At 71.5% G+C, this 20,508-nt stretch carries 28 protein-coding genes; 15 read left to right on the top strand and 13 right to left on the bottom strand.

Annotated elements, in window-relative coordinates:
• The first annotated feature begins 2 nt into the window (after positions 1-2).
• Both HA039_RS16425 and HA039_RS16430 read left to right on the top strand, forming a co-directional pair.
• Complete coding sequence (locus HA039_RS16425; protein ID WP_167030079.1) at positions 3-464, top strand: GNAT family N-acetyltransferase; 462 nt, start codon at positions 3-5, stop codon at positions 462-464.
• A 42-nt stretch (positions 465-506) separates the two neighbouring features.
• A complete protein-coding gene (locus HA039_RS16430; RefSeq protein ID WP_208298630.1) occupies positions 507-1,034 on the top strand; it encodes a DUF5959 family protein in 528 nt (175 codons plus the stop codon).
• 116 nt (positions 1,035-1,150) lie between these two features.
• Here HA039_RS16430 and HA039_RS16440 read toward each other — a convergent pair whose 3' ends face one another.
• The 3 genes from HA039_RS16440 to HA039_RS16450 all read right to left on the bottom strand — a co-directional run bounded on the left by HA039_RS16440 (position 1,151) and on the right by HA039_RS16450 (position 2,478).
• On the bottom strand, positions 1,151-1,528 hold the full coding sequence (locus HA039_RS16440; protein WP_167030082.1) for a hypothetical protein: 378 nt from the start codon (positions 1,526-1,528) through the stop codon (positions 1,151-1,153).
• A 59-nt stretch (positions 1,529-1,587) separates the two neighbouring features.
• Positions 1,588-1,986: a copper chaperone PCu(A)C gene (locus HA039_RS16445; RefSeq protein WP_167030085.1), complete on the bottom strand. Its 399-nt coding sequence runs from the start codon at positions 1,984-1,986 to the stop codon at positions 1,588-1,590.
• Between the two features lie 321 nt (positions 1,987-2,307).
• The gene (locus HA039_RS16450) at positions 2,308-2,478 is read right to left on the bottom strand and encodes a hypothetical protein (RefSeq protein WP_167030088.1); all 171 of its coding nucleotides are present in this window, start codon (positions 2,476-2,478) and stop codon (positions 2,308-2,310) included.
• Positions 2,479-2,596: 118 nt separating this feature from the next.
• On the opposite strand from HA039_RS16450, the gene HA039_RS16455 reads away from it, so the two are divergent.
• The 6 genes from HA039_RS16455 (at position 2,597) to HA039_RS16480 (ending at position 5,944) form a co-directional block, all read left to right on the top strand.
• Complete coding sequence (locus HA039_RS16455) at positions 2,597-3,427, top strand: helix-turn-helix domain-containing protein (RefSeq protein ID WP_167030091.1); 831 nt, start codon at positions 2,597-2,599, stop codon at positions 3,425-3,427.
• The gene (locus tag HA039_RS16460) at positions 3,424-3,630 is read left to right on the top strand and encodes a DUF397 domain-containing protein (protein ID WP_167030094.1); all 207 of its coding nucleotides are present in this window, start codon (positions 3,424-3,426) and stop codon (positions 3,628-3,630) included. The genes HA039_RS16455 and HA039_RS16460 overlap by 4 nt, the downstream gene beginning before the upstream one ends.
• Positions 3,631-3,766: 136 nt before the next feature.
• Entirely contained in the window at positions 3,767-4,249 is a 483-nt protein-coding gene (locus tag HA039_RS16465) for a hypothetical protein (protein WP_167030097.1), read from the top strand.
• 51 nt (positions 4,250-4,300) lie between these two features.
• Entirely contained in the window at positions 4,301-4,507 is a 207-nt protein-coding gene (locus HA039_RS16470; RefSeq protein WP_167030100.1) for a DUF397 domain-containing protein, read from the top strand.
• A gap of 115 nt (positions 4,508-4,622) precedes the next feature.
• On the top strand, positions 4,623-5,009 hold the full coding sequence (locus HA039_RS16475; protein WP_167030103.1) for a BlaI/MecI/CopY family transcriptional regulator: 387 nt from the start codon (positions 4,623-4,625) through the stop codon (positions 5,007-5,009).
• Positions 5,010-5,014: 5 nt separating this feature from the next.
• Positions 5,015-5,944 (top strand): M56 family metallopeptidase, encoded by a 930-nt coding sequence (locus HA039_RS16480; RefSeq protein ID WP_167030106.1) that lies wholly within the window; start codon positions 5,015-5,017, stop codon positions 5,942-5,944.
• Positions 5,945-6,367: 423 nt separating this feature from the next.
• Here the strand turns inward: HA039_RS16480 and HA039_RS16485 are convergent, their stop codons facing one another.
• From HA039_RS16485 to HA039_RS16505, 5 genes are all read right to left on the bottom strand, one after another.
• Positions 6,368-6,823, bottom strand: coding sequence for a tellurite resistance TerB family protein (locus HA039_RS16485; RefSeq protein WP_167030109.1), 456 nt, complete (start codon positions 6,821-6,823; stop codon positions 6,368-6,370).
• Between the two features lie 146 nt (positions 6,824-6,969).
• The gene (locus HA039_RS16490; RefSeq protein WP_167030112.1) at positions 6,970-8,001 is read right to left on the bottom strand and encodes a sporulation protein; all 1,032 of its coding nucleotides are present in this window, start codon (positions 7,999-8,001) and stop codon (positions 6,970-6,972) included.
• A gap of 38 nt (positions 8,002-8,039) precedes the next feature.
• Positions 8,040-8,258 carry a hypothetical protein gene (locus HA039_RS16495; RefSeq protein ID WP_167030115.1) on the bottom strand — a complete coding sequence of 73 codons (219 nt, stop codon included), beginning with the start codon at positions 8,256-8,258 and terminating at the stop codon, positions 8,040-8,042.
• Positions 8,259-8,446: 188 nt separating this feature from the next.
• Positions 8,447-9,037, bottom strand: a complete 591-nt coding sequence (locus tag HA039_RS16500; protein WP_167030118.1) for a DUF1062 domain-containing protein — start codon at positions 9,035-9,037, stop codon at positions 8,447-8,449.
• 175 nt (positions 9,038-9,212) lie between these two features.
• Positions 9,213-10,283, bottom strand: a complete 1,071-nt coding sequence (locus HA039_RS16505) for a hypothetical protein (protein WP_167030121.1) — start codon at positions 10,281-10,283, stop codon at positions 9,213-9,215.
• A gap of 248 nt (positions 10,284-10,531) precedes the next feature.
• On the opposite strand from HA039_RS16505, the gene HA039_RS16510 reads away from it, so the two are divergent.
• Genes HA039_RS16510 through HA039_RS16520 form a run of 3 tightly spaced genes read left to right on the top strand, consistent with a single transcriptional unit; the run spans position 10,532 to position 12,816 of the window.
• A complete protein-coding gene (locus HA039_RS16510; RefSeq protein WP_167036933.1) occupies positions 10,532-11,626 on the top strand; it encodes an LLM class flavin-dependent oxidoreductase in 1,095 nt (364 codons plus the stop codon).
• Between the two features lie 2 nt (positions 11,627-11,628).
• Positions 11,629-12,366: an FMN reductase gene (locus HA039_RS16515; protein WP_167030124.1), complete on the top strand. Its 738-nt coding sequence runs from the start codon at positions 11,629-11,631 to the stop codon at positions 12,364-12,366.
• A gap of 9 nt (positions 12,367-12,375) precedes the next feature.
• Positions 12,376-12,816: a universal stress protein gene (locus tag HA039_RS16520; protein ID WP_167030127.1), complete on the top strand. Its 441-nt coding sequence runs from the start codon at positions 12,376-12,378 to the stop codon at positions 12,814-12,816.
• Between the two features lie 90 nt (positions 12,817-12,906).
• Here HA039_RS16520 and HA039_RS16525 read toward each other — a convergent pair whose 3' ends face one another.
• From HA039_RS16525 to HA039_RS16545, 5 genes are all read right to left on the bottom strand, one after another.
• Positions 12,907-14,058, bottom strand: coding sequence for a MerR family transcriptional regulator (locus HA039_RS16525; RefSeq protein WP_167030130.1), 1,152 nt, complete (start codon positions 14,056-14,058; stop codon positions 12,907-12,909).
• A 104-nt stretch (positions 14,059-14,162) separates the two neighbouring features.
• On the bottom strand, positions 14,163-15,032 hold the full coding sequence (locus tag HA039_RS16530; RefSeq protein WP_167030132.1) for an ABC transporter permease: 870 nt from the start codon (positions 15,030-15,032) through the stop codon (positions 14,163-14,165).
• On the bottom strand, positions 15,029-16,015 hold the full coding sequence (locus HA039_RS16535; protein ID WP_167030135.1) for an ATP-binding cassette domain-containing protein: 987 nt from the start codon (positions 16,013-16,015) through the stop codon (positions 15,029-15,031). Before HA039_RS16535 ends, HA039_RS16530 begins: the two co-directional genes overlap by 4 nt.
• A 149-nt stretch (positions 16,016-16,164) precedes the next feature.
• Entirely contained in the window at positions 16,165-16,542 is a 378-nt protein-coding gene (locus HA039_RS16540; protein ID WP_167030138.1) for a hypothetical protein, read from the bottom strand.
• Between the two features lie 84 nt (positions 16,543-16,626).
• Positions 16,627-17,001, bottom strand: a complete 375-nt coding sequence (locus tag HA039_RS16545; protein ID WP_167030140.1) for a DoxX family protein — start codon at positions 16,999-17,001, stop codon at positions 16,627-16,629.
• Positions 17,002-17,121: 120 nt separating this feature from the next.
• Here HA039_RS16545 and HA039_RS16550 point away from each other — a divergent pair, with 120 nt between their 5' ends.
• From HA039_RS16550 to HA039_RS16565, 4 genes are all read left to right on the top strand, one after another.
• Positions 17,122-17,697 (top strand): MarR family winged helix-turn-helix transcriptional regulator, encoded by a 576-nt coding sequence (locus HA039_RS16550; protein WP_167030142.1) that lies wholly within the window; start codon positions 17,122-17,124, stop codon positions 17,695-17,697.
• 51 nt (positions 17,698-17,748) lie between these two features.
• Positions 17,749-18,702, top strand: coding sequence for a hypothetical protein (locus tag HA039_RS16555; RefSeq protein ID WP_279592840.1), 954 nt, complete (start codon positions 17,749-17,751; stop codon positions 18,700-18,702).
• A gap of 137 nt (positions 18,703-18,839) precedes the next feature.
• Positions 18,840-19,271, top strand: a complete 432-nt coding sequence (locus tag HA039_RS16560; protein ID WP_243869507.1) for a DUF7144 family membrane protein — start codon at positions 18,840-18,842, stop codon at positions 19,269-19,271.
• 135 nt (positions 19,272-19,406) lie between these two features.
• A complete protein-coding gene (locus tag HA039_RS16565; RefSeq protein WP_167030151.1) occupies positions 19,407-20,480 on the top strand; it encodes an endonuclease/exonuclease/phosphatase family protein in 1,074 nt (357 codons plus the stop codon).
• Positions 20,481-20,508 lie beyond the last annotated feature (28 nt).

Consider the following 20,508-nt stretch of genomic DNA (forward strand, 5'->3'; position numbering starts at 1 on the left):
CGATGAACGAGATCAGCGAGGTCGGCGGGATGAAGGTCCGCGTCGCGCGCATCGCCGAGGTTCCCGCCCTGCTGGCCTTCTGGGCCCGGTCGGCCGAGGGCATCAGCATCACCGACGACGCCGACGGGGTCAGCCGGCTGCTTGTCCGTGACCCCGAGGCCCTGTTGGTGGCCGAACGGGACGGGGTGATCGTCGGTACGGTCATCGCCGGTTACGACGGGTGGCGCTGCCATCTGTACCGGCTGGCCGTCGCCCCCGACCACCGCCGCCGGGGCGTCGGGGCGGCGTTGCTCGACGCCGCCCACGAACGCTTCGTGTCACTGGGCGGCCGCCGGGCCGACGCCATGGTCCTGGACCACAACGAACTCGCCCATCACGCGTGGCGCGCGGCCGGTTACCACGCCGAGGAGCAGTGGAGCCGCTGGGTCAGGCCCCTCGGCGACGGCGCCTCGTCCGCCGGATGACGTGGGGGATTCCGCATGAGGGTGTGTTGTGGGAGGTGAGTTGTGGATCTCGTCGATCTTTCCGACGGTGACAACAGGGTTCGGGTACGGGTGCGGGGGCGGCACGCGGAGGGCATTCTTCCGCTGCATGACCTGCTCGACGCGGAGATCGTCGTGGAGAGCGGCTTTGTCCGCGGGCGGCTCCGTGTGGGCCTCTGTCCGGCGGACCTGGCGTCCTGGTCGGTGGTTCTGGATGCGCTCGACCGGGGTCAGGACGCCGAGTGGCTGGACCAGGGGAACGGGCCGGTGGTTCGCTTCGAGTTCTCCGACGACGATCGTGATTGCCCCACGGTCCTCGTCGAGGACGCTTCCGCTTCCGGCGCGTACGTCGGCGTCCCGGTGGCCCTGGAGGGTGAGTGGGTCGAGGAGCAGCGCGAGCACCTGCGCGAGGTGGAGCGGGCCTGGCCCAGTGAGGTGCTGGTAACGGCGCCGGGTGCTTACGAGTGGCGGAGCGGGTCCGGTCTCGGCGGCGGGAGCGGGTCCGGTCGTGGGAGCGGGAGCGGGAGCGGGTCCGGTCGCGGGTCCTCGTGACGCGCCGTCAGGGCGGGTCCGGGGCGGGGTGTCACCCGCCCCGGTGGAGCGCCCCGGTGGAGGGCCGGGGCGGGTGGGGGCCGGTCAGGTCCTGCGCGCGGTCGCGTGCTCCTCGGTCACTTCTCGATCGTGATGTCGGCGAAGGTGATCACGAACGCGTCGGGGTCGTCGTCCTCGTCCAAGTGGTAACTCGCGCTGGCCCAGGCGTCGGCGAGGCGGACGCGCCGGGCGGTGGGGGCGGACGGGTCGCCCGCGATGAGGACGACGTCCTGGTGGGTCTCGGTGTTCTCGACGTCCTCGACCCAGGTGGTGGTCGCGGGATGGCGTACGTCGCCCCGGGTGAGGACCACGTTGCCCCACAACGGCACGGGGGCACTGGAGTTGGAGGCGAGGAACGCGTCGAAGTCGAGTTCGCTGCCCGTCAGGGTCAGCTTGGTGACCGAGTCGAGCGCTTCCGCGTTGCTGTCGCCGAGGTCGAGGTGGTACGTGGTCATGTCTCTGGTTCTCCTGGTGGCTGGAATCGGCGAGGGGCCGCGGTGGAGGGGGGAGTCCGTCAGTAGAGGTCGGGCGAGGTACGGACGGGGAGCCGCGTCTTGAAGACCGTGCCGTTGTCCAGGAAGAAGATGACGCGGGCGTTGTCCCCCGGCGTGATCAGGCGGGTCGGCTTCTCCAGCATGAGGTGGTGAGCGCCCGGTACGAACGAGAACTCGCCTTTGGCCGGGAGCGTGACGCCGTCGAGCTTGACCATCTTCGAGCTCTCCGTGTCGGTCACCGTCCGGTAGATCGTCACGCGCTTGTAGTCGGGACTGGTGATCTTCGAGACCTTGATGTCCTTGCCCCCGGAGTTCTCCAGCCTGATGTAGCCCGCGCCCGGCAGCGCGTTGGGCAACCAGCGGACCCAGCCGCTCCGCGCCGCGGCCGTGACGTCGAGAGAGATCTTCGACTTCGCCATCGATGTGCCTTTCCGTTCGCGAGGCCCTTCGACCCCGTCCGGTGATCACGCTATGCATGCGTTCGGTGACGCACGGATGCTTCCCGTCAAAGATCATCCGATTCGGGGGCCCGGGCACGGCCGTGGGCGATCACGTCCTGCCCGGCGGTTCGTAGTCGGGGCATAACTTCCGGCCGCACTCGCACTTGGGCCAGCGCAGGGCCGCCCCCGGCACCAGGTCGGCGTCGCCGCCGGCGGCCTCGGGCTTGCGGACGACCAGGAGGCCGTCCGAGCCGAACTCCTCCGTGAGCCTGGACAGGAAGTGCCTCGCCTTGCTGTGTGTCATTCCGCCACTCGCCTCAATCCGTCCAGGACGCGTTCCAGGAGCTCTTCGGTCACCGGGTCGTACATGCGGGGGACCCGCTCGGGCACGAGCCGCCAGAAGCCGCCGCCGTGGATCGTGGCCTCAAGTTCCGCCGTACTGTCCGCCGTTCCGGCGGCTCGCTCGCCCATGGGGGGTGTGCCTTCCGTCATCGCAATGTCACCGTCTGTGCAACAAGCATCGGCAACTCTGCGTAGGATCAGAAGCCATTTCCCTCCCAATCCGCCCACGGGGATAAGGGGTTCCGGCATGGCACCACGACCGCGCGAGCTGACACCCGACCGTTCGGCCCGCCATCTGTTCGGCTCGGAGATGCGAAGGCTGCGCGAACAGGCCGGGATGAGCTTGGAGAGCCTGGCGAGCGTGGTGCGGTACGCGAAGAGTTCGCTGGCGCGGTACGAGACCGCCGACGCGATGATCCCCCCGGACCTCGCCGAACGCCTGGACGCCGCCTTCGGCACGGACGGGTTGTTCGTGAAGCTGTACAGCCTGGCGAGGCACGAGATCCATCCGGACCAGTTCCGGAGGCTGATGGAGCTGGAGACGCAGGCACGGCTGATCCAGGAGTACTCGGGTCAGCTGGTGCCGGGGCTCGTGCAGACCGAGGGTTACGCGCGCGCCCTGTTCGAGGTCCACCACCCGCGGGCGACGGATGACGAGATCAACGAGTTGGTGACGGCTCGGATGAGCCGACAAAGCCTGCTCACGGCGGACCCCGCGCCTGACTTCTTCGCCATTCTCGATGAGGCGGTGTTGCGACGATCGTTCGGCGGCCCCGCCGTCATGCGGGAGCAACTGGCCCGGCTGCTCGACCTGACGCTCACCTCTACCAGCGTCTTGCAAGTTCTCCCGTTCGAGCATGGGGGACACGCCATGGCCGGGGGCTCGGTGAAGCTGATGACTCTGGGAAACGGCACGCAAGTTGTCTGGGAGGAGAACAGTGTCACTGGCACGTTGTTCGAGGAAAAGCATGTCGTGACTGCGCGCCATCGGACCTACGATCTGCTGAGGGCGTGTGCCCTGTCGCCCAAGGAGGCGGCAAAGATGATCGAGTCCGCGATGGAGGCCCTACCGACATGAGCGCCACCCCCAGGCTCACCCACGCCGTGTGGGTCAAGTCGTCGTTCAGCGGCACCGGCGGCAACAATTGCCTCGAATGGGCACCCGCCCACGGCAACGTCATCCCGGTCCGGGACAGCAAGGATCCCGCCGGCCCCGCCCTCCTCCTTGCCCCCGCCGCCTGGGCCACCTTCGTCGCGTACGCCGCGCGCCACACGGTGTAGGGCGAACGCGCCTCGCCTCCTGGCCAGTTGGCGGATTCAGGGTGATTGGCTGGTATGTGACGCGGGCATGATTGCCGTCTGTTCAGAGGCAATCGTCCGAGGGGGGCGCCACATGGCGTTCGGAAGCAGCATCGTCATGGATCAGCCGAGAACCTACTTCGCCCACATACTGAGTGCGCGTGGGGTCGCGGTCCTCGTCACCAACCACCAGGTCCAACCGCTTCCCGTACGGCCCAGGAAAGGCAACCGCACGAGCGGAATCGTTTGCTCGGCCTGCGGCGAACAGTTCCTGGTGACCGTCGACAGCTGTGCCCGTACGACCGCGCTGCGCGTGCGCTACTTCGTCGTCGGGCTTGTCCTCCTGGCCCTCTCCGCCTTCCTGCTCTGGCTGACCTTCGGCGTCGGCATGCAGCCGGACGGCCCGGATCTCGACCTGGATCCGGACAACGCCTCGTGGTACGGGTACACCGGCATAACCGGGGTTCTTCTCCCCATCTTCGGCCTCGGCCTCCTGCTCCACTCCCGGCGGTACGACGGTGTCGGCAAGCTCCGCCGTATCGGCGCGAACGGAAGGCCGTCCAAACTCGTGCCGGGGCACAAGCTCCTGCCGAACAAGTAGGAACGTCGGAGTCGGCGGAGTTCATCCGAGCAGCGACGGAGGCACATCCTCATGCGGACCACCCTTGACCTGACCCGCGCCCAGTGGGTCAAGTCCACCTACAGCAACGGCAACGGCGGCGGTTGCGTGGAGTGGGCGCCCACCCACGGCCACCTCATCCCCGTCCGCGACAGCAAGAACCCCGCCGGCCCCGCCCTCCTCCTCGCCCCCGCCGCCTGGGCCGCGTTCGTCGCGTACGCCGCGCGCCACGCGGGGTAGGGCGCGGCGCGTCCCCCTCTCCGGCGCCCCCGCCTGCCCTCGCGCGCGGCTGGCTACGATGAGCGTTCGCAGTGGGCGGGTTCGGAGCGGGCGGGGGCGGCGGGAGGTGGGCGTGATGGGAGATCCGCGGGAATCGTCGCGTCGGCGGGGGCAGGGGGAACTGGAGGTCCAGGTCCTCTCCGCCCTGCGGGCGTCCCCCGGGCCGGCGAGCACGGCATGGGTACGGCAGGAACTCGGGGACGGTCTCGCGTACACCACGGTCATCACGATCCTGACCCGGCTGCTGGTCAAGGGCGTCGTGACGCGGGAGAAGTCGGGGCGTTCCTTCGTCTGGTCGCCGGTCGCCGCCGAGGCCGACCTGGCCGCGCTGCGGATGCGCAAGGTGCTGGACGGGGAGAGCGACCGGGAGGCCGTGCTCGCCAGCTTCGTCACCGCGCTGCCGCGGGACGACGAGCTGCTCCTGCGGGAACTGCTGCGCGGCGAGCGGGAACAGGAGAACTGACCGGCGTGGGGCTCTTCGTCTTCCTCCCCCTCGTCCTGCCGCTCACGGCCTGGCCCGTGGCGCGGCTCGCCGAACACCATCTCCACCCGCGCGGCGCGACGTTGCTGCTGACGGCGGCGGCCGGTGTGCTGGCCGTGTGCAGCACCCTGTGCCTGGGCCTGCTGATGGTCGTGGGCACCGCCACACTGCCCGGGAACCCGCTCCCGGACGGCTGGTCGGACCCCGAGGTGCGGGAGGCGGTGCCGTACGACGAGGTCGCGGGCAAGGCCGCCATCCCGGCGCTGGCCGTGGCCGTCGCCGCCTGTCTGCGGACCGTGTGGCGGCACCGGCGGGTACGGCGCCAGGTGGTCCGCGCCCTGGCGGGACTGCCGGACAGGGAGGTGGCGGTGCTTCCCGACGCGGCGCCGTACGCCTACGCGCTCCCGGGGCGGCGCGGGCGGGTGGTGGTGTCGCGGGGGATGCTGGCGTGCCTCCAAGGCCGCGAGAGACGCGCCGTGTTCGCGCACGAACGCGCGCACCTGACCGGTCGCCACCACCGCTTCCTGCTGGTCGTACGCCTGGCGGCGCAGGTCAACCCGTTCCTGCGCCCCCTGCGCACGGCGGTCGCCTACACGACGGAGCGGTGGGCGGACGAGGACGGCGCCGAAGTGATCGGCAGCCGGCGGGCGATGGCCCTGGCGGTGGGCAAGGCGGCCCTGGTCTCGCAGGGCGCGCCCGTGGCCACCCTGGCGGGCTTCGCCACGCCTGGGCCCGTACCGCGGCGGGTGGCGGCGCTCCTGGGGCCGGCCCCGGCGGTGCGGCAGTGGCCGCCGGTGTGCACCGCCGTGGGGCTGGCGGCGTGGACGGCGGCGGGCGGCGCCACGGTGTCGGCCCTGTCCTCGGCCAACTCGGCGGTCACCCTGTTCCTCGTCCTCAAGGCGGCCACGCCGCTCTGAGGTCACGGCGGGTGGCGGGCGGCGGAGTTGCCGGTCGGCCGGGGCGAGGGGATCGCCGGCCGGCCGGGGGCGAGGGGCGCGCTCGGTGCGGGGCGGAGGCCGGTGAGGCGCCGCAACCGGGGGCGAGGGGCTGCGGCCGGTAAGGGGCCGCGAGAGTCGGCGGCCGGGGGCGAGGGGCGAAGGCCGGTGCGGGGCGGAGGCCGTACGCCTGGCCGCCGGTACGCGGGGGACGCCCCGCTCCGCGTACGCGGCGGACGGTCGCCCGGTATCCGTACGCGGGGACGCCCGGTATCCGTACGCGTGCGCCCGGGGGCCGTACCCGCGCCCGGGGCCGTACCCGCGCCCGCACCCCGCCCCGCGCCACCGCCCCCTCACCCCGCTCCGCGCGCGCAGCGCCTCCCCCCCGCCCGCGGCGCGTCGGGCTTACAGGTCGAACTCGTGCGGGGGCAGGCCCAGGGTGTGGCAGGCCTCCCTGACCACGGCCTGTTCCGTCTTGTCGAAGTCGCCGTCCGCGCCGCCGATGACGATGCCGATCTGGACGACCGCCCGGGCCTCGGCGGGCTTCTTCGCCGCCTTGGCGATCTCCTGCAACACGCTGACCTTGCCGAAGTCGAAGTCGGCGAGGAGCTTGTTCAGGTTGTCGTCGAACCTCCGCTGGAGGTCGGCGGCGGGGAAGTTCTGGAGCACCTCGTTGGTGCTGATGAGCTGGGCGACCCGACGCCGTTCCGACGGGTCGATCGTGCCGTCCGCGGCGGCGACCAGCGCGCAGATCGCCATGCTGGCGTCGCGGAACGCGCCGCTCTTCAGGTCGTTCTTCTTCGCGACGAGTTGCGTCTGCATCGTCGAGGCGGATTCCTTGAGGCGATCCCAGAGGGCCATGTCAGCTCCGAACGTCATCGGGGACGCCCCGGGGCGGCACGGGCCGTCCCGGGGCGTTCAATTTCTACATCACTGTAGAAGTTAGCAGGGGTCGGGCCGCCGTGGGGGCGGCCCCGCCCCTCGGGCCGCCGCCGGAGCGGCCCCCCTCAGCCCTCGTCCTCCTCCTCGCCCTCGTCGTCCCCCTCGAAGGCGTCGCCGATCTCGTCGACGACCTCCGCCGCCACCAGGCCTCCGACCACCCCCACCGCGAGGCCGGCCGCCCCGGCCGCGACGACCGTGCCCATGCCGGGACCGGAACGGCGCTGCCCTTCGCGGTGTTCGTGATGCTCGTGGTGGCCGTACGCGCCGCCGTACCCGGTCGCCGGGGCGGCGTGCGGGTCGCCGTATCCGTACGGCGCGGGGGCGGTCCGCCGGTCGACGAGTTGCCGGATCCAGGTGTCGACCAGCGCGTTCCAGTCACTCCGGCCGGCCTCCGCGTGGCTGACCGTGAAGCGGGCGATCGCGTCCTGGCCGGAGGTGAAGAGGCCGCTCCGCTTGTCCGCCTCCATCACGACCTCGACGCCCGCCGGACCGGCGAGGAAGGTCACCTCGATCTCGTTGACCACGCGCGCGTACTCGGGCGCCGGGGTCAACTCGATCTCCTGGTAGAACGGCAACCCCTGCCCCGTACCGCCGATACGGCCCCACTCCAGGTCGGCGGACCTGAAGCCGTGACCGAGCTGCCCCAGGGCCTCCAGGACCGCTTCCTGCACGGGCAGCGGCCCGACGGCGAGCGGGTCGAGGTCGCCCTTGTCCCTGGCGCCGGCGATCGCGAGTTCGGTGCGCACGCCGAGCACGATCCCGAGCGGCTGCCCGTGAAGCTCCGTCACCGGCGTCTCCCACGGCAGGGTCACGGCGAAGGGGACACTGCGCGACTCGCCCTCGCCCAGGCGGAAGCCGCCCCCCACCGTGAAGCGCTCGAAGACGACGCCTCCCTCGTGCTCCCCGCCGTCCTGCTCGACCTCAACCCGGGCGACCAGTTCCAGGCCGATCCGCTCGATGTCGAACGCGGCGTCGCCGCCCCGGAGATGGACCTGTCCCGTCAGACCGCCACCCGGCAGCGCGGGCCCCGGGTCAAGGACCGTGTCCACCGTCGGGCCGCCCACGCCGAGCGACCCGAGCAGTCGTTTGAACACCATCGCGGCGTTCTCTCCTCACGTGTAGTCGCGCCGTACGGTCACTTGGCCGCGTCGAGTGCGGCCAGCGCCTGCGCCCAGTGGGCGTACTTCAGGTCGGCGAGGTCGGCCACCGTGGTGATCCCGAACGCCTCCTTGAGCAGTTCGCCCTGCCGGTCGGAGACGCCCTTGAGGGCGGAGACGGGGGCGGCGAGGACCTCGGGCACGGACTTCTCCGCCCATGCCTTGTCCAGCACCTTGTCCAGATCGATCGACGCCATGTTGTCCTCCGGAGATGTGAATCATTGGGTGTGCGGGCAAATTTCTACACGCGTGTAGAAGAATAAGGGCGGGGCGTCCCCGGGGCCGCCGGTCCGGACTCCTGAGGCGAGAAAGTCCGAAAGTGACCGCCCGGCCGCCCGGCCGCCCGGCCGCCCGGCTCGCGCGCGGCCCCGGGGACGTTCGGGTCTCAGCGCTTGAGCGTGAAGGTGAAGTCGCCCGAGAGCTTGCCGTTCAGACGGACCGTCGAGACGAGATTCCCCTCGGCGATGAGCCTTTCGGCCTCCGCCCGCGCCAGGCCGAAGCCCTCGGCGATCAGCCGCGCCGGACGGACGGGTATCCGGGCGCCGAAGCGGACCGAGACCTCGACGGCCTCCGTCTCTGCCTCCGCCCCCGCCTCCGCCCGGGCCTTGTCCCAAGCCTCCGGCCGGTCCGACCGGCCCGTGTCCAGGCGCCAGGCACCGTCCCAGTCCAGAGCCATGCGGTTACGGCGCCGCACCGCCGGGTCCTGGAGCAACTCGGCGGCCAGGGACGGGTCGTTGGCGTGCAGGCGGTCCAGCAGGCCGGGCCGTACGGAACGTACACGCGCCCGCTCCAGGACCGTCAGCTTCGCCGTCTCCCCGCACGCGGCGCACAGCGCGAGGAGCCAGACGTCGAGGAGCTTGTGGTGGGCGTTGACGCGGAACTTGCCGTTCACCCGGAGACGTCCGGACGGGCAGGCGTGGCAGCGCCGGAGAACAGTAGGCGGGCAGGTGGGCATGACCACCCAGATGTTGAGCACAGAGGTACACCGTTTCCAGTGAGAAGTCCGCAGCAGGAAGCAGCGCGGCGCGCAGGCGCGACGCGCGACGAATCAGCGCTCGGGAGATCTCACTTGGTGTACAACGGCACGTCCTTGCCCAGACGACTCGACCGGGCAGCACGCTAGCGGCGCGCGGTGGCGCCGCTCCACCGGTTTACGAACGCGCCGTGGCGATGTCCACGTTCGCCTCGTCCGCGCGCAGCAGCTTCACGGTCACCGTGACCGTGGTGCCGCCCGCCCTGCCGTACGAGCCCCTGCCGCCCTCGCCCAGGGTCATCGAGCCGGAGCCGCCGGACGGGTACGCGGTGTGCAGCCGGACCACGCGGTTCCGCACCCACGCGGTCAGGGTCAGGTCGCCGATCCTGATGTCCGCCGGGTCGGTCGTCAGCCGGACCTCGCACCTCCCGTCCGCGCAGGCGGCGAAGTCCGTGCCGTCCGCCGCCGGGGGCAGCTCGGCCGGGGCCTGAGACCGGACCGGGGCAGGGGTACGGGACGGTTCCGGCGAGGCGGACGGGTCGGCCGGACGTACCGGGCGGACCGGGCGGACCGGGGCCGGTGACGGGACGCAGCGGGGCGCCAGGTGGTACGCGGCGGCCAGGTCCTGGTGCGTGTCGGCAAGCGCCGCCAGGTCGGGGCGCGGCTGTCGTACGGAGGTCAGCAGCGCGCCGACCCGCTTCGCGCGCTCGGTCCGCTCCGCCGGGGAGAGGCTCGTCAGCGCGAAGTAGTCGGACAGCCTGGTGACCTCGGGGCGGATCTCGCCGACGCCCGCCGCGAGCCGCGCGCGCAGGCGGTCGGCGGCGGGGATGCCGGACGGCCGCAGTCCGGCGTAGCCGGCGGCGACGGCTTCCACGGAGGAGGAGGCCCACTTCAGGTAGCTGTCGGCGGTGAATCCGGGGTCCGGGCGGTACGCGGGACCGGGGGCCGGGTCGGAGTCGACGCCTTCGAGGGCGGAGGTGTGGGCGCTCGCGGGGTCCGAGGTGGGGTGCAGGAGTTCCTCGATCTTCCGCGCGCTCACCTTCCGGGTCTCGTCGAGGGTCGCGGTGGTGGCGCACATGGTGTCGGTCCAGACGACCAGTGCCCGGGCGGGGACCCCGGCGGCGGTGACGGCCGGCTTGTCGTCCGTACGGGCGGGCGCGTCGTCCTTGCCCGGCGTGCAGGCGCTCGCCAGGGCGAGCCCCGTCACGAGCGCGAGGGCGATCCCTGTGCGGCGTACCGGCTTGAGCATGCGAGATCCTCTCCTGGTCCGGGTGCGGAGCGTAGCGAGAGGTTGCCGTGCGTGGTCGCGATGCGCCGTTTCCCGTTCTCGCGTTCACTCGTCAGGAGGGACGGGCGGGGTGCGGGTGGACGGGCGGAATAGGTGGAGGGGGGTCTCCGTTGTAGGGTGCAGAAACAGTTTAAGATTCAACCAAGAGCGTCTACCCAGAGCCACCGACCACCGGCTACGGCACTGGCTACCAGCGAGAGGTGAGCACGATGCAGTTCGGGATCTTCACGGTCGGCGACGTCACGCCCGACCCGACCACCGGACGGACACCGAGCGAGCACGAGCGGATCAAGGCGATGGTCACCATCGCGCGGAAGGCGGAGGAGGTCGGGCTCGACGTCTTCGCGACGGGGGAACACCACAACCCGCCCTTCGTCCCCTCCTCGCCGACGACCATGCTCGGCTACATCGCGGCCACCACCGAGCGGCTGATCCTCTCCACGTCCACCACCCTCATCACCACCAACGACCCGGTGAAGATCGCGGAGGACTTCGCGATGCTCCAGCACCTGGCCGACGGGCGGGTGGACCTGATGATGGGGCGTGGCAACACCGGCCCGGTCTACCCGTGGTTCGGCGAGGACATCCGCCAGGGCATCCCGCTCGCCATCGAGAAGTACGCGCTGCTGCACAAGCTGTGGCGGGAGGACGTCGTGGACTGGGAGGGCAAGTTCCGTACGCCCCTCCAGGGGTTCACGGCCACGCCCCGGCCGCTGGACGGCACGCCGCCGTTCGTCTGGCACGGGTCGATCCGCTCGCCCGAGATCGCCGAACAGGCCGCGTACTACGGAGACGGCTTCTTCGCCAACAACATCTTCTGGCCCAAGGAGCACTACCAGAAGCTGATCCGCCTCTACCGGAAGCGGTACGCGCACTACGGGCACGGCACGCCGGAGCAGGCGATGGTCGGTCTCGGCGGGCAGGCGTTCATCCGGAAGAACTCGCAGGACGCGGTACGGGAGTTCCGGCCGTACTTCGACAACGCGCCGGTCTACGGGCACGGCCCGTCGCTGGAGGAGTTCACCGAGCAGACGCCGCTGACCGTGGGGAGTCCGCAGGAGGTCATCGAGAAGACGCTGACGTTCCGGGAGTCCTTCGGTGACTACCAGCGCCAGTTGTTCCTGATGGACCACGCGGGGCTGCCGCTGAAGACGGTGCTGGAGCAGCTCGACCTGCTGGGCGAGGAGGTCGTGCCGGTGCTGCGGGCGGAGTTCGCCAGGAACCGGCCGGCGGAGGTCCCGGACGGGCCGGTGCATCCGGCGGCGGGGGCGGCGCTCGGTGCTCGTACCAGCTCGGAGGTCTGACCATGGGAGCGCATGTGGGTACGCGGGAGCCGTTGCGGATCGTCGCCGTGTCGGCCGGGTTGAGCAAGCCGTCCTCGACGCGTCTGCTCGCGGACCGGCTGGCGGAGTCGGCCACGTCGGAGCTGACGTCCCTCGACGTCAAGGCGGAGGTCACGGTCGTCGAACTGCGCGATCTGGCCGTCGACATCGCGAACAACCTGGTCACCGGCTTCCCGTCGCCCGCGCTGCGGGCCGCGCTGGAGGCGGTGACCGGGGCGGACGCCCTGATCACGGTGACGCCGGTGTTCGCGGGGTCGTACAGCGGGCTCTTCAAGTCCTTCTTCGACCTGGTGGAGCCCGACGCGCTGCGGGGGACGCCGGTCCTGCTGGCGGCGACCGGTGGGACGGCGCGGCACTCGCTGGTCGTGGAGCACGCGATGCGGCCGCTGTTCTCGTACCTGCGGACGCTGACGCTGCCGACGGCGGTCTTCGCGGCGACGGACGACTGGGGGACGGGCGCGGACACGTACGGGGGCGGGCTGTCCGCCCGGATCGAGCGGGCGGGGGCGGAGTTGGCGGGGGTGCTGGCGGGGGCCGCGGCGCCTCGGGCGGGCGCTTCGGGGCGGATGGCCGCTTCGGGGCGGAATGCGGAGGACTCCGCGGACGCTGATGTCGATGCGGATGCGGAGGCCGACGAGGTGGTGCCGTTCGAGCAGCTCCTCGCGGATCCGACGCGAGCCAGTGGAGCGATCAACCGGTAGGAGAACGACATGAGCACCACCAGCGGGATCGTCGTCGGCGTCGACGGCTCGGAGCCGTCCTTGAAGGCCCTGCACTGGGCGGTACGCCAGGCGGAGCTGACCGGCGACCGGGTGACGGCGCTGATCGGGTGGGAGTACCCGGCGACCGGGTGGGCCGCGATGATGCCGGGCACTCCGGCGGAGTTCGACCCCGAGGCGCTGGCGCGCCAGATACTCGACGAGACGCTGGACAAGAACCTGGACGCGGCGGTGGCGGGGGCGGTCGAGCGGCGCGTGGTGAACGGGCCGGCGGCGCAGGTGCTGATCGACGCGTCGGAGGGGGCTGCTCTGCTGGTGGTGGGGGAGCGGGGGTACAGCGGGTTCACGGCTACGTTGCTGGGGTCGGTGAGCCTGCATGTGACGCAGCACGCGAAGTCGCCGGTAGTGGTGGTACGCGGCGAACAAGGCTGACGCCGGCGCCGGCGGGGGTGCCCTCAATCGCCGGGCAGGCTTGAATGGCCGACCGCTTCAAGCCCGTCCGGCGATTGAGGACACACGGGGCTACGCCAGTAGGTGCACGACGTCTGCCACCACGCAGGCCACGTTGTCCGGGGCGCCTGCCTCTTGGGCCAGGGTCAGGAGTTCCGTGACCGCGTCCTCCGGGGGTGTCTCGGCGGTCACGACGCGGCGTACCTCTTCCGGCGGGACCACCGTCGACAGGCCGTCCGAGCAGAGCAGGTAGCGGTCACCCTCCCGTGCGTCGTGGAGGCGCAGTTCCGGGCGGACCGGCTCCTCCGTACCGTCCAGGGAACGCAGCAGCATCGACCGTTGCGGATGCGACTCCGCCTCCTCGGCCGTGAGGGCACCCCCGTCGATCAGCGACTGCACCACCGTGTGGTCGTGCGTGATGCGGAAGAACGCGCCGTTCCGCGCCAGGTACGCGCGGGTGTCCCCGATGTGCACCAGCGCCAGTTGCGACCCGGTCCACAGCATCGCGGTGAGCGTCGTACCGGAGGCACCGGCCACCGCGCCCACCGCCGCGTTCGCCCGTACCACCCCCTCCGTCAGCGCGTTGAGCAGGTCGCCGCCCTCGATCGCGACCGACCGCAGTGCCTCCACGGCCGCCGAACTGGCCCGCGCCCCCTCCGCGCCGTACCCGTCGGCCACCGCCAGCAGCCCGTCGTCCGCGTACGCCGTGTCCTGGTTGGTCGGCCGCACCAGACCCCGGTCGGACCGGGACGCGTAACGGATCCCGAGCATGCCCGGTGAACGATTCGTGTGCTCCATCGCTTCAACGCCCTTTCCCGCCGGAGGCCGATCCCCCGACAGCGTCAGATGGTCGACGAGGAAGGTCGCCAGATCCCGGCGCGCGGCGGTCTCGTACTCCACCCGCGCCCAGTACGCCTCGATCTCCCGCCCGGCCGCGACCGCGTCCGTTCCCCGGAGATCGCACACGTGCCGGATCCGGGCCAGCGGCATCCCGACCCGCCGCAGCCACGCGACCAGCCGGGCCCGCTCCAACTGCGTCTCGTCGTAGTACCGGTAGCCGGTGTACGGGTCGACGCGAGCCGGTCGCAGCAGGCCCAGCTCGTCGTAGCGGCGCAGCGCCTTCGCCGACAGCCGGGACGCGCGGGCGAAGGCGCCGATCGTCAAGCCGCGCCGGGGCCCGGCACCACTCGTCCGCTCGTCGTCGGGCTCGTCGTCGTCCGGCATGTTCCCTCCTCGTGCCGGGCTCTCCGCCCGGCCCCGCCGATGCTGGTGCTTCCCCGGGGAGGAAGGTCAAGTGGAGGTGAGCGGGGGCGGGCTGGGGTGGTGTGTCACTTTTGGTTGTACAGGTGCATCGTCACCGCGCCGAAGATCGTCAGCAGGGCCGCCGACCAGCCCAGGGACCATCCGATGTGGGCCGCGGGCCAGTTGCCCGCCATCAGTTCGCGTACCGCCGTCGCCACGTGGCTCACCGGGCTGTTGTCGACGAAGGCCTGGAGCCAGCCCGGCATGGTCTTCGGGTCGACGAAGACGTTGCTGAGGAACGTCAGCGGGAAGATCACCATCATGCTGACGCCCATGACGGACTTCTCGCTGCGCAGGAGCAGGCCGAACATCGTCCAGAGCCACGAGAACGAGAACGCGAAGACCAGCAGCACCGCCAGGCCCGCGAGGATGCCCAGCGGTCCCCCGTGCGGGCGGTAGCCGATGACCATGCCGACCGCGAGCATCACCAGCGACGCGATCACGTAGCGGACCAGGTCGCCCAGCAGGTAGCCGACCATGGGCGCGGGGCGCCAGATGGGGAGCGTACGGAAGCGGTCGAAGACGCCCTTCTCGATGTCCGTGTTGACCGCGACGCCCGTGTACATCGTGATCATCACGACGCTCATCACCAGGATGCCCGGCAGCAGGAACTGGATGTACGCCGAGACGGAACCGGCGAGCGCGCCCCCGAAGAGGTACGCGTACATCAGCACCATCATGATCGGGAAGGCCGTCACGTCGAAGAGCTGTTCCGGTACGTGCTTGATCTTGAGCATCGCCCGCCAGCCGAAGGTCAGCGACGCGGAGAGCGCGCCGGGGCGCGGCGGGCGGTCCTTGTCGACCAGCAGGGCGGCGAGATCCTCCCGCTTGGGGGTGGCCAGGGTCAGTTCGATGTCGTTCGCGTCGGCGTTCGCCGCCTCGGTGCCGGTGGTCATGCCGTCGCCCCCTCCTTCGTGACGTCGAGCGGCTTGTCCGTGAGGGCCAGGAACACCTCGTCCAGCGTCGGCTGCCCCAGCGAGAAGGTGTCCACGGTGATCCCGGCCCGCGCCAGCTCCCCCAGCGCCCGCGCCGCCCCCTCCGCCGCGCCCTGTTCGCCGCGCGCCGTGACGGCGGCGGTCAGGGCGACCGGGTCGGGGTCGAGCTGGACGACCGCGTCGAGCGCGCGCGTCAGCAGCCGCTCCGCCTCCGGCCTGTGCTCCGGGTCCCGCAGCCGCAGATGGACCGAGCCCGCGCCGACGGACGCCTTCAGCTCGCCCTTCGTCCCCTCCGCGATCACCTTCCCGTGGTCGATCACGGCGATACGGGACGCCAACTGGTCCGCCTCGTCCAGGTACTGGGTCGTCAGCAGGACCGTCGTGCCCTGCGCGACCACCGCCCGCACGATGTCCCACACCTGGTTACGGCTGCGCGGGTCGAGCCCGGTCGTCGGCTCGTCCAGGAACAGCAGGTCCGGCGTGTTGAGGATGGACGCGGCGATGTCGACACGGCGCCGCATACCGCCCGAGTACTGCTTGACCTGCTTCCCCGCCGCCCCGGTCAGCCCGAACGCCTCCAGCATCCGCCCCGCCCGCGCCCGCGCGGCCGCCTTCCCGTGGCCGAGGAGGCGCGCCAGCAGCACCAGGTTCTCGGTGCCGGTCAGGTCCTCGTCCACCGAGGCGTACTGCCCGGTGAGGCTGACCCGGCCCCGTACCGCGTCCGCGTCCCGCACCACGTCCTTGCCGAAGACCCGCGCCTCGCCGCCGTCGGGCCGCAGCAGCGTGGCGAGCATCTTCACGGCGGTCGTCTTGCCCGCGCCGTTCGGTCCGAGGACCCCGTAGACCGTGCCCGCCGGCACGGCGAGGTCGATGCCGTCCACGGCGCGGTGCCCGCCGAAGACCTTCACCAGCCCCCGGGTCTCGATCGCGAGATCTGTTGTCATCACCAGTCCTTGTCGGTCCTGACGGCCTTGGTCCGCCTTGGCCGCCTTGTCTCACGCACTTCCTACTTCTCAGGTACTGGTGAAGACCCCGCGGCCCGCCAGAACTCATCTGGCGGGCCGCGGGCAGTTTCTCCGGACTTCGGGGAGCGTCATGGCTCCCGCATGTAGAACGCGTAGAACGTGACCAGCGTCGTACTGACCCCCAGCACCAGCCCGATCACCGACGACAGCAGGATGCTGTGCTGGGTCAGGCTGTACAGGAAGCCCATCGCCCCGCCGACCAGCACGCCCCAGGCGCCCGCGCGCAGTTCGCGGGGCAGCGCGTGCTGGATCCGCAGCAGACCGTAGATCAGTACGGTCAGGGCCAGCCCGGAGGCCAGCGCCAGGGCCAGCTGGCCGAAGTTGGCGGCTCCTCCGCTGCGGGCGATGAACTGCGTGTAGATGCCGTACGCGGCGCCGAAGAGCAACGGCACCCGCCAGCCCCGTAGGGAGACGTGCGGCCGCGTGCGGATTGCAGCGTGTGCCATGGCAGGAGGCTCCTTCCCTCACACACCCCCACCTCTCCAGGGCACACCAGCGGCCGGGGACCGGCAACTCAGAAGGAGTACGGGTCAGAAGGAGTACGGGCCGAACCTGCCCCACGCCACCAGCGCCGCCACGATCACCAGGACGACGTTGAAGACGACGTGCCGGGTCTCCGCGCGCCTGCCGTGCACGACGGCCGCGATCGCCATGACCACCGCGAGGCCGGTGGCGGCGAGCGGCACCAGGACGGGCGCGATGTCGAGGGCGGCCGGGAGTATCAGCCCGAGCGCGCCGAGCACCTCGACCACGCCGATGAACTTGAGCGCGGCGGGCGAGAAGTCCTCGGCCCAGGCGCCGCTGCTCTCCACGACCTTCGGTTTGGGCTGGAGCGCCTTGCCCGCGCCCGAGGCGAGGAAGAGGAGGGCGAGGAGCGAGGCGACGATCCACAGGGTGATGTTCATGGGGGACTTCCTGACGACAGGAGGGGGAGCGGGACACAGTGACTTGAAGCTTCAAGTCAAGCCATGCGTGACCGTAGAACGGATCACTTGAAGCGTCAAGTGATCCGGTACGCTCGATCCATGGACGACGCGAGCCAGGGACAGGACGGGCAGGGCGGGACGCGCTGGCTGGACGACCACCAGCTCTCCGCCTGGAAGGCCTTCAGCGGCATGCTCCTGAAGCTGCCGGCCGCGCTCGACAGCCAGCTGACGCAGGACGCGGGGCTGAACCAGTTCGAGTACGTGGTGCTCGCCGCCCTCTCCGAGTCCGAGAACAGGACCCGGCGCATGTCCACGCTCGCGATCCTCGCCAACGGCTCGCTCTCCCGGCTCTCCCACGTGGTCAAGCGCCTGGAGAAGCGCGGCTACCTGCGCCGGGAGCCCTGCGCGGCGGACGGGCGCTACACCAACGCCGTCCTGACCGACGCCGGCTGGGACAAGGTCGTCGCCACCGCTCCCGGGCACGTCGAGGCCGTACGGTCCCTGGTCGTCGACGCCCTGGAGCCGGAGCAGCTCGACCAGCTGCGCGACATCAGCCACCGCCTGCTGCACGCCCTGGACCCGGACCTCGGCTGCCCGTCGGGCGGCACCCCGGCCACCCCGGCCCGCGGCCCGGAGGACACCGATCCCCGTACCGGCCCCGCCGCCCCTCACTGAGTCGGCGGCGCCCCGCTCGCGCCGCCCCGCCCCGCCGCGTTCCCTTGAGACGTGCGGACCCTTTCCTCCCATACCCGCCCCGCCCTCCCCACCGCCCCCTCGACCCCTCTCTCCACCGCCCTCGCCGCCACCTCCGCCGCCGCGCTGGTCGTCCTGCTGACGCTGCTCGTCCCGCTGAGCGCGCTCGCCGCCTGGTCCGAGCTGGAGATCGGCGACCGCGACCGGTTCGTCGCGACGATGGCGCCGCTCGCCTCCGACCCGCCGGTGCAGGACGCGGTCGCCGACCGCATCACCGAGCAGGCGATGCGTCAGCTCGACGTGGGTCCGCTGGAGGGGGAGGTACGGGACCTGCTCCACGACGCCGTGCGGTCCTTCACCACCACCGCCTCCTTCCGCGCCGCGTGGCGGACGGCGAGCGTGGCCGCGCAGTCCGCCGCGAACCAGGTCCTCACCGAGGACACCGACAAGGCGGTGACCCTCGACCTGGCGCCCGTCACGGACCAGGTGAAGCGCCAACTGCGGGACGACGGGGTGCCGTTCGCCGACCGGATCCCCGTACGGCACACGGAGATCACCGTCCTCAAGGCCGACGGCCTCGGCGGCCGGCGCGATGTGGCGCAGGGGCTGCGGACCGCGGGGATCTGGCCGGCCGTCGGGACCGTGGTGGTCGCGGGACTGGCGGTGGCGGGGGCCGCGTTCCGGCGCCGGGAGGGGCGGGGGCGCCGGGCCCGCCGGGGGCTGGTGGTGACCGGTACCGGGTTCGCGGCGGGCGGGTTGCTGCTGTTCCTCGCCGTCGGGGCGGCCCGGGGGTTCACGCTGGACGGCCTGCCGGACGACGGAGACCGGGCGGCGGCCGCCGCCGTGTACGACGCGCTGACCTCCTCGCTCCGGACGACGTCCTGGGCCGTCCTCGCCGCGGGGCTCGCGCTGGCGGCCGTCTGCTGGCTGCTCGGACGGCTCCGCCGGGGCCGTCCCGTACCCCGCTCCACCGGGCGCTTTACTTAATCTTTATTTCGATCCCTTCGTCCCAAATTTCCCTTTTGAGCCATTTGGCGCATGGTGGGGATATGAGCCAGAACACAGCACACAGGCCCCCCCACACGGGCATGGGCAACGGATCGAGCGCGAGCAACGGAACTGGCATGGGTACCGGGACCGGAGCAGGCACCGGTATCCACGCGGGAAGGACGGCCAGCCGCTGGGTCGGCGGAAGCTTCTTCGCGGGCATCCTGATGCTCGTCGCGGGCGCCACGGAGATCCTCCAGGGCGTCGTGGCGATCAGGTCCGACAACATCCTGAACGGCGTGTCCGGTTACGCCTACGCGTTCAACCTGGACGCCTGGGGCTGGATCCACGTCGGGCTCGGCATCCTGGTCGCGGTGGTCGGCCTCGGCATACTCGCCGGGTCGAGGATCGCGCGCTACACCGGGATCGGACTGGCGATGGTGAACCTCGTCGCCCAGTTCATGTTCCTCTTCTACCAGCCGGTCTGGGCGGTCGTGGGCATGGCGCTGTCGGCGTTCATCATCTGGGCACTGACCACGGACCGGGTGACATCACCTCAGACCAGGTGACGGCCCGGAGCCGGTGAGGCCTCGGAGCCGTACCACTGATCCACCGTCAACCGACAGACCATCACTACGGGCATACCTGGGGACAGCAGCCTCTTGGCTACTGTCCCTGTATGCGTGCCCGGTACGCGGTACGGCATGGCACGCCCCACCGAGCGAGAGGCCGGCCCCTTGGACAGCACGGGCAACGACACCGTCGTCCCGCACCAGCCCGTCCGCCCCTCCCCCGCGCCGCCGACCGCGCGCCCCGCCCACCAACGCCTCCTGATCGGGGCCGGCGCGCTCTTCCTCGCCGCCGCGACCCTGCTCGTGGCCTGCCGCGCCGTCGGCGCCGACGCCGTCACCCCCGTACCGCAGCTCCTCGCCTTCCTCCCCTGGCTCCTCGCCCCCGCCGCGGCCGCCCTCCTGCTCACCGCCCTGCTGCGCTGGCGCGCCGGCGTGGTCTGGGCGCTGGTGCTGCTGGCCGCCACGGGGTGGTTCGTCCGGCCGTACGACGCCGGCGCCTTCGGGCCGCGCGGTCCCGCGCTCGCCCGGGTGGAAGTGCTCACCTCGAACGTCGAGTTCGGGCAGGCGACCCTCGGGCTGATCGGCGCGATCCGCCGCGAGAGGCCCGACCTGGTCTTCGTCCAGGAGTGCGAGTTCGTCTGCGCGCGGCTGCTGGACACCCGGATCCCGCGCTCGGCGTACCCGTACCGCCACGTCGTGGAGGCGAGCGGCGCCGAGGGATCCGCGATCTACTCCGTCTTCCCGCTCACGGACACGGACGGCATCGACGGCACGCTCGCCATGCCCGGCTCCGAGGCGCGCATCGGCGGCCGTACGGTCGGACTCCAGCTCGCCCACCCCCTGCCGCCCGTCCCCGGCGGGGTCGACGACTGGCGGGAGGAGCTGGGCCGCGTCCGCGCGTACGCCGCCGGCCACCGGGAGGGGCCCGTCATCCTGGCGGGCGACTTCAACGCCACCCGCGACCACGCCGCGTTCCGGGACGTCCTCGACGCGGGCGGGCTGCTCGACAGCGCGGCGCTGGGCGGCGCGGGCCGTACCCCGTCCTGGCCGTCGGCCGCGCCGCGGCCGCTGGGCGCGCAGATCGACCACGTGCTGGTCAGCGACGACTTCTCGGTACGGGACGCCCGCTTCCTGGACCTCGCGGACACCGACCACCGGTCGCTGCTGGTGAGCCTGGAGCTGCACGGGGAGGCGGGGGCGAAATAAAGCGCACCGAGGTGCGCTTGTCGTCAGG

The sequence above is a fragment of the Streptomyces liangshanensis genome, assembly GCF_011694815.1.
Taxonomy (GTDB): Bacteria; Actinomycetota; Actinomycetes; order Streptomycetales; family Streptomycetaceae; genus Streptomyces; species Streptomyces liangshanensis.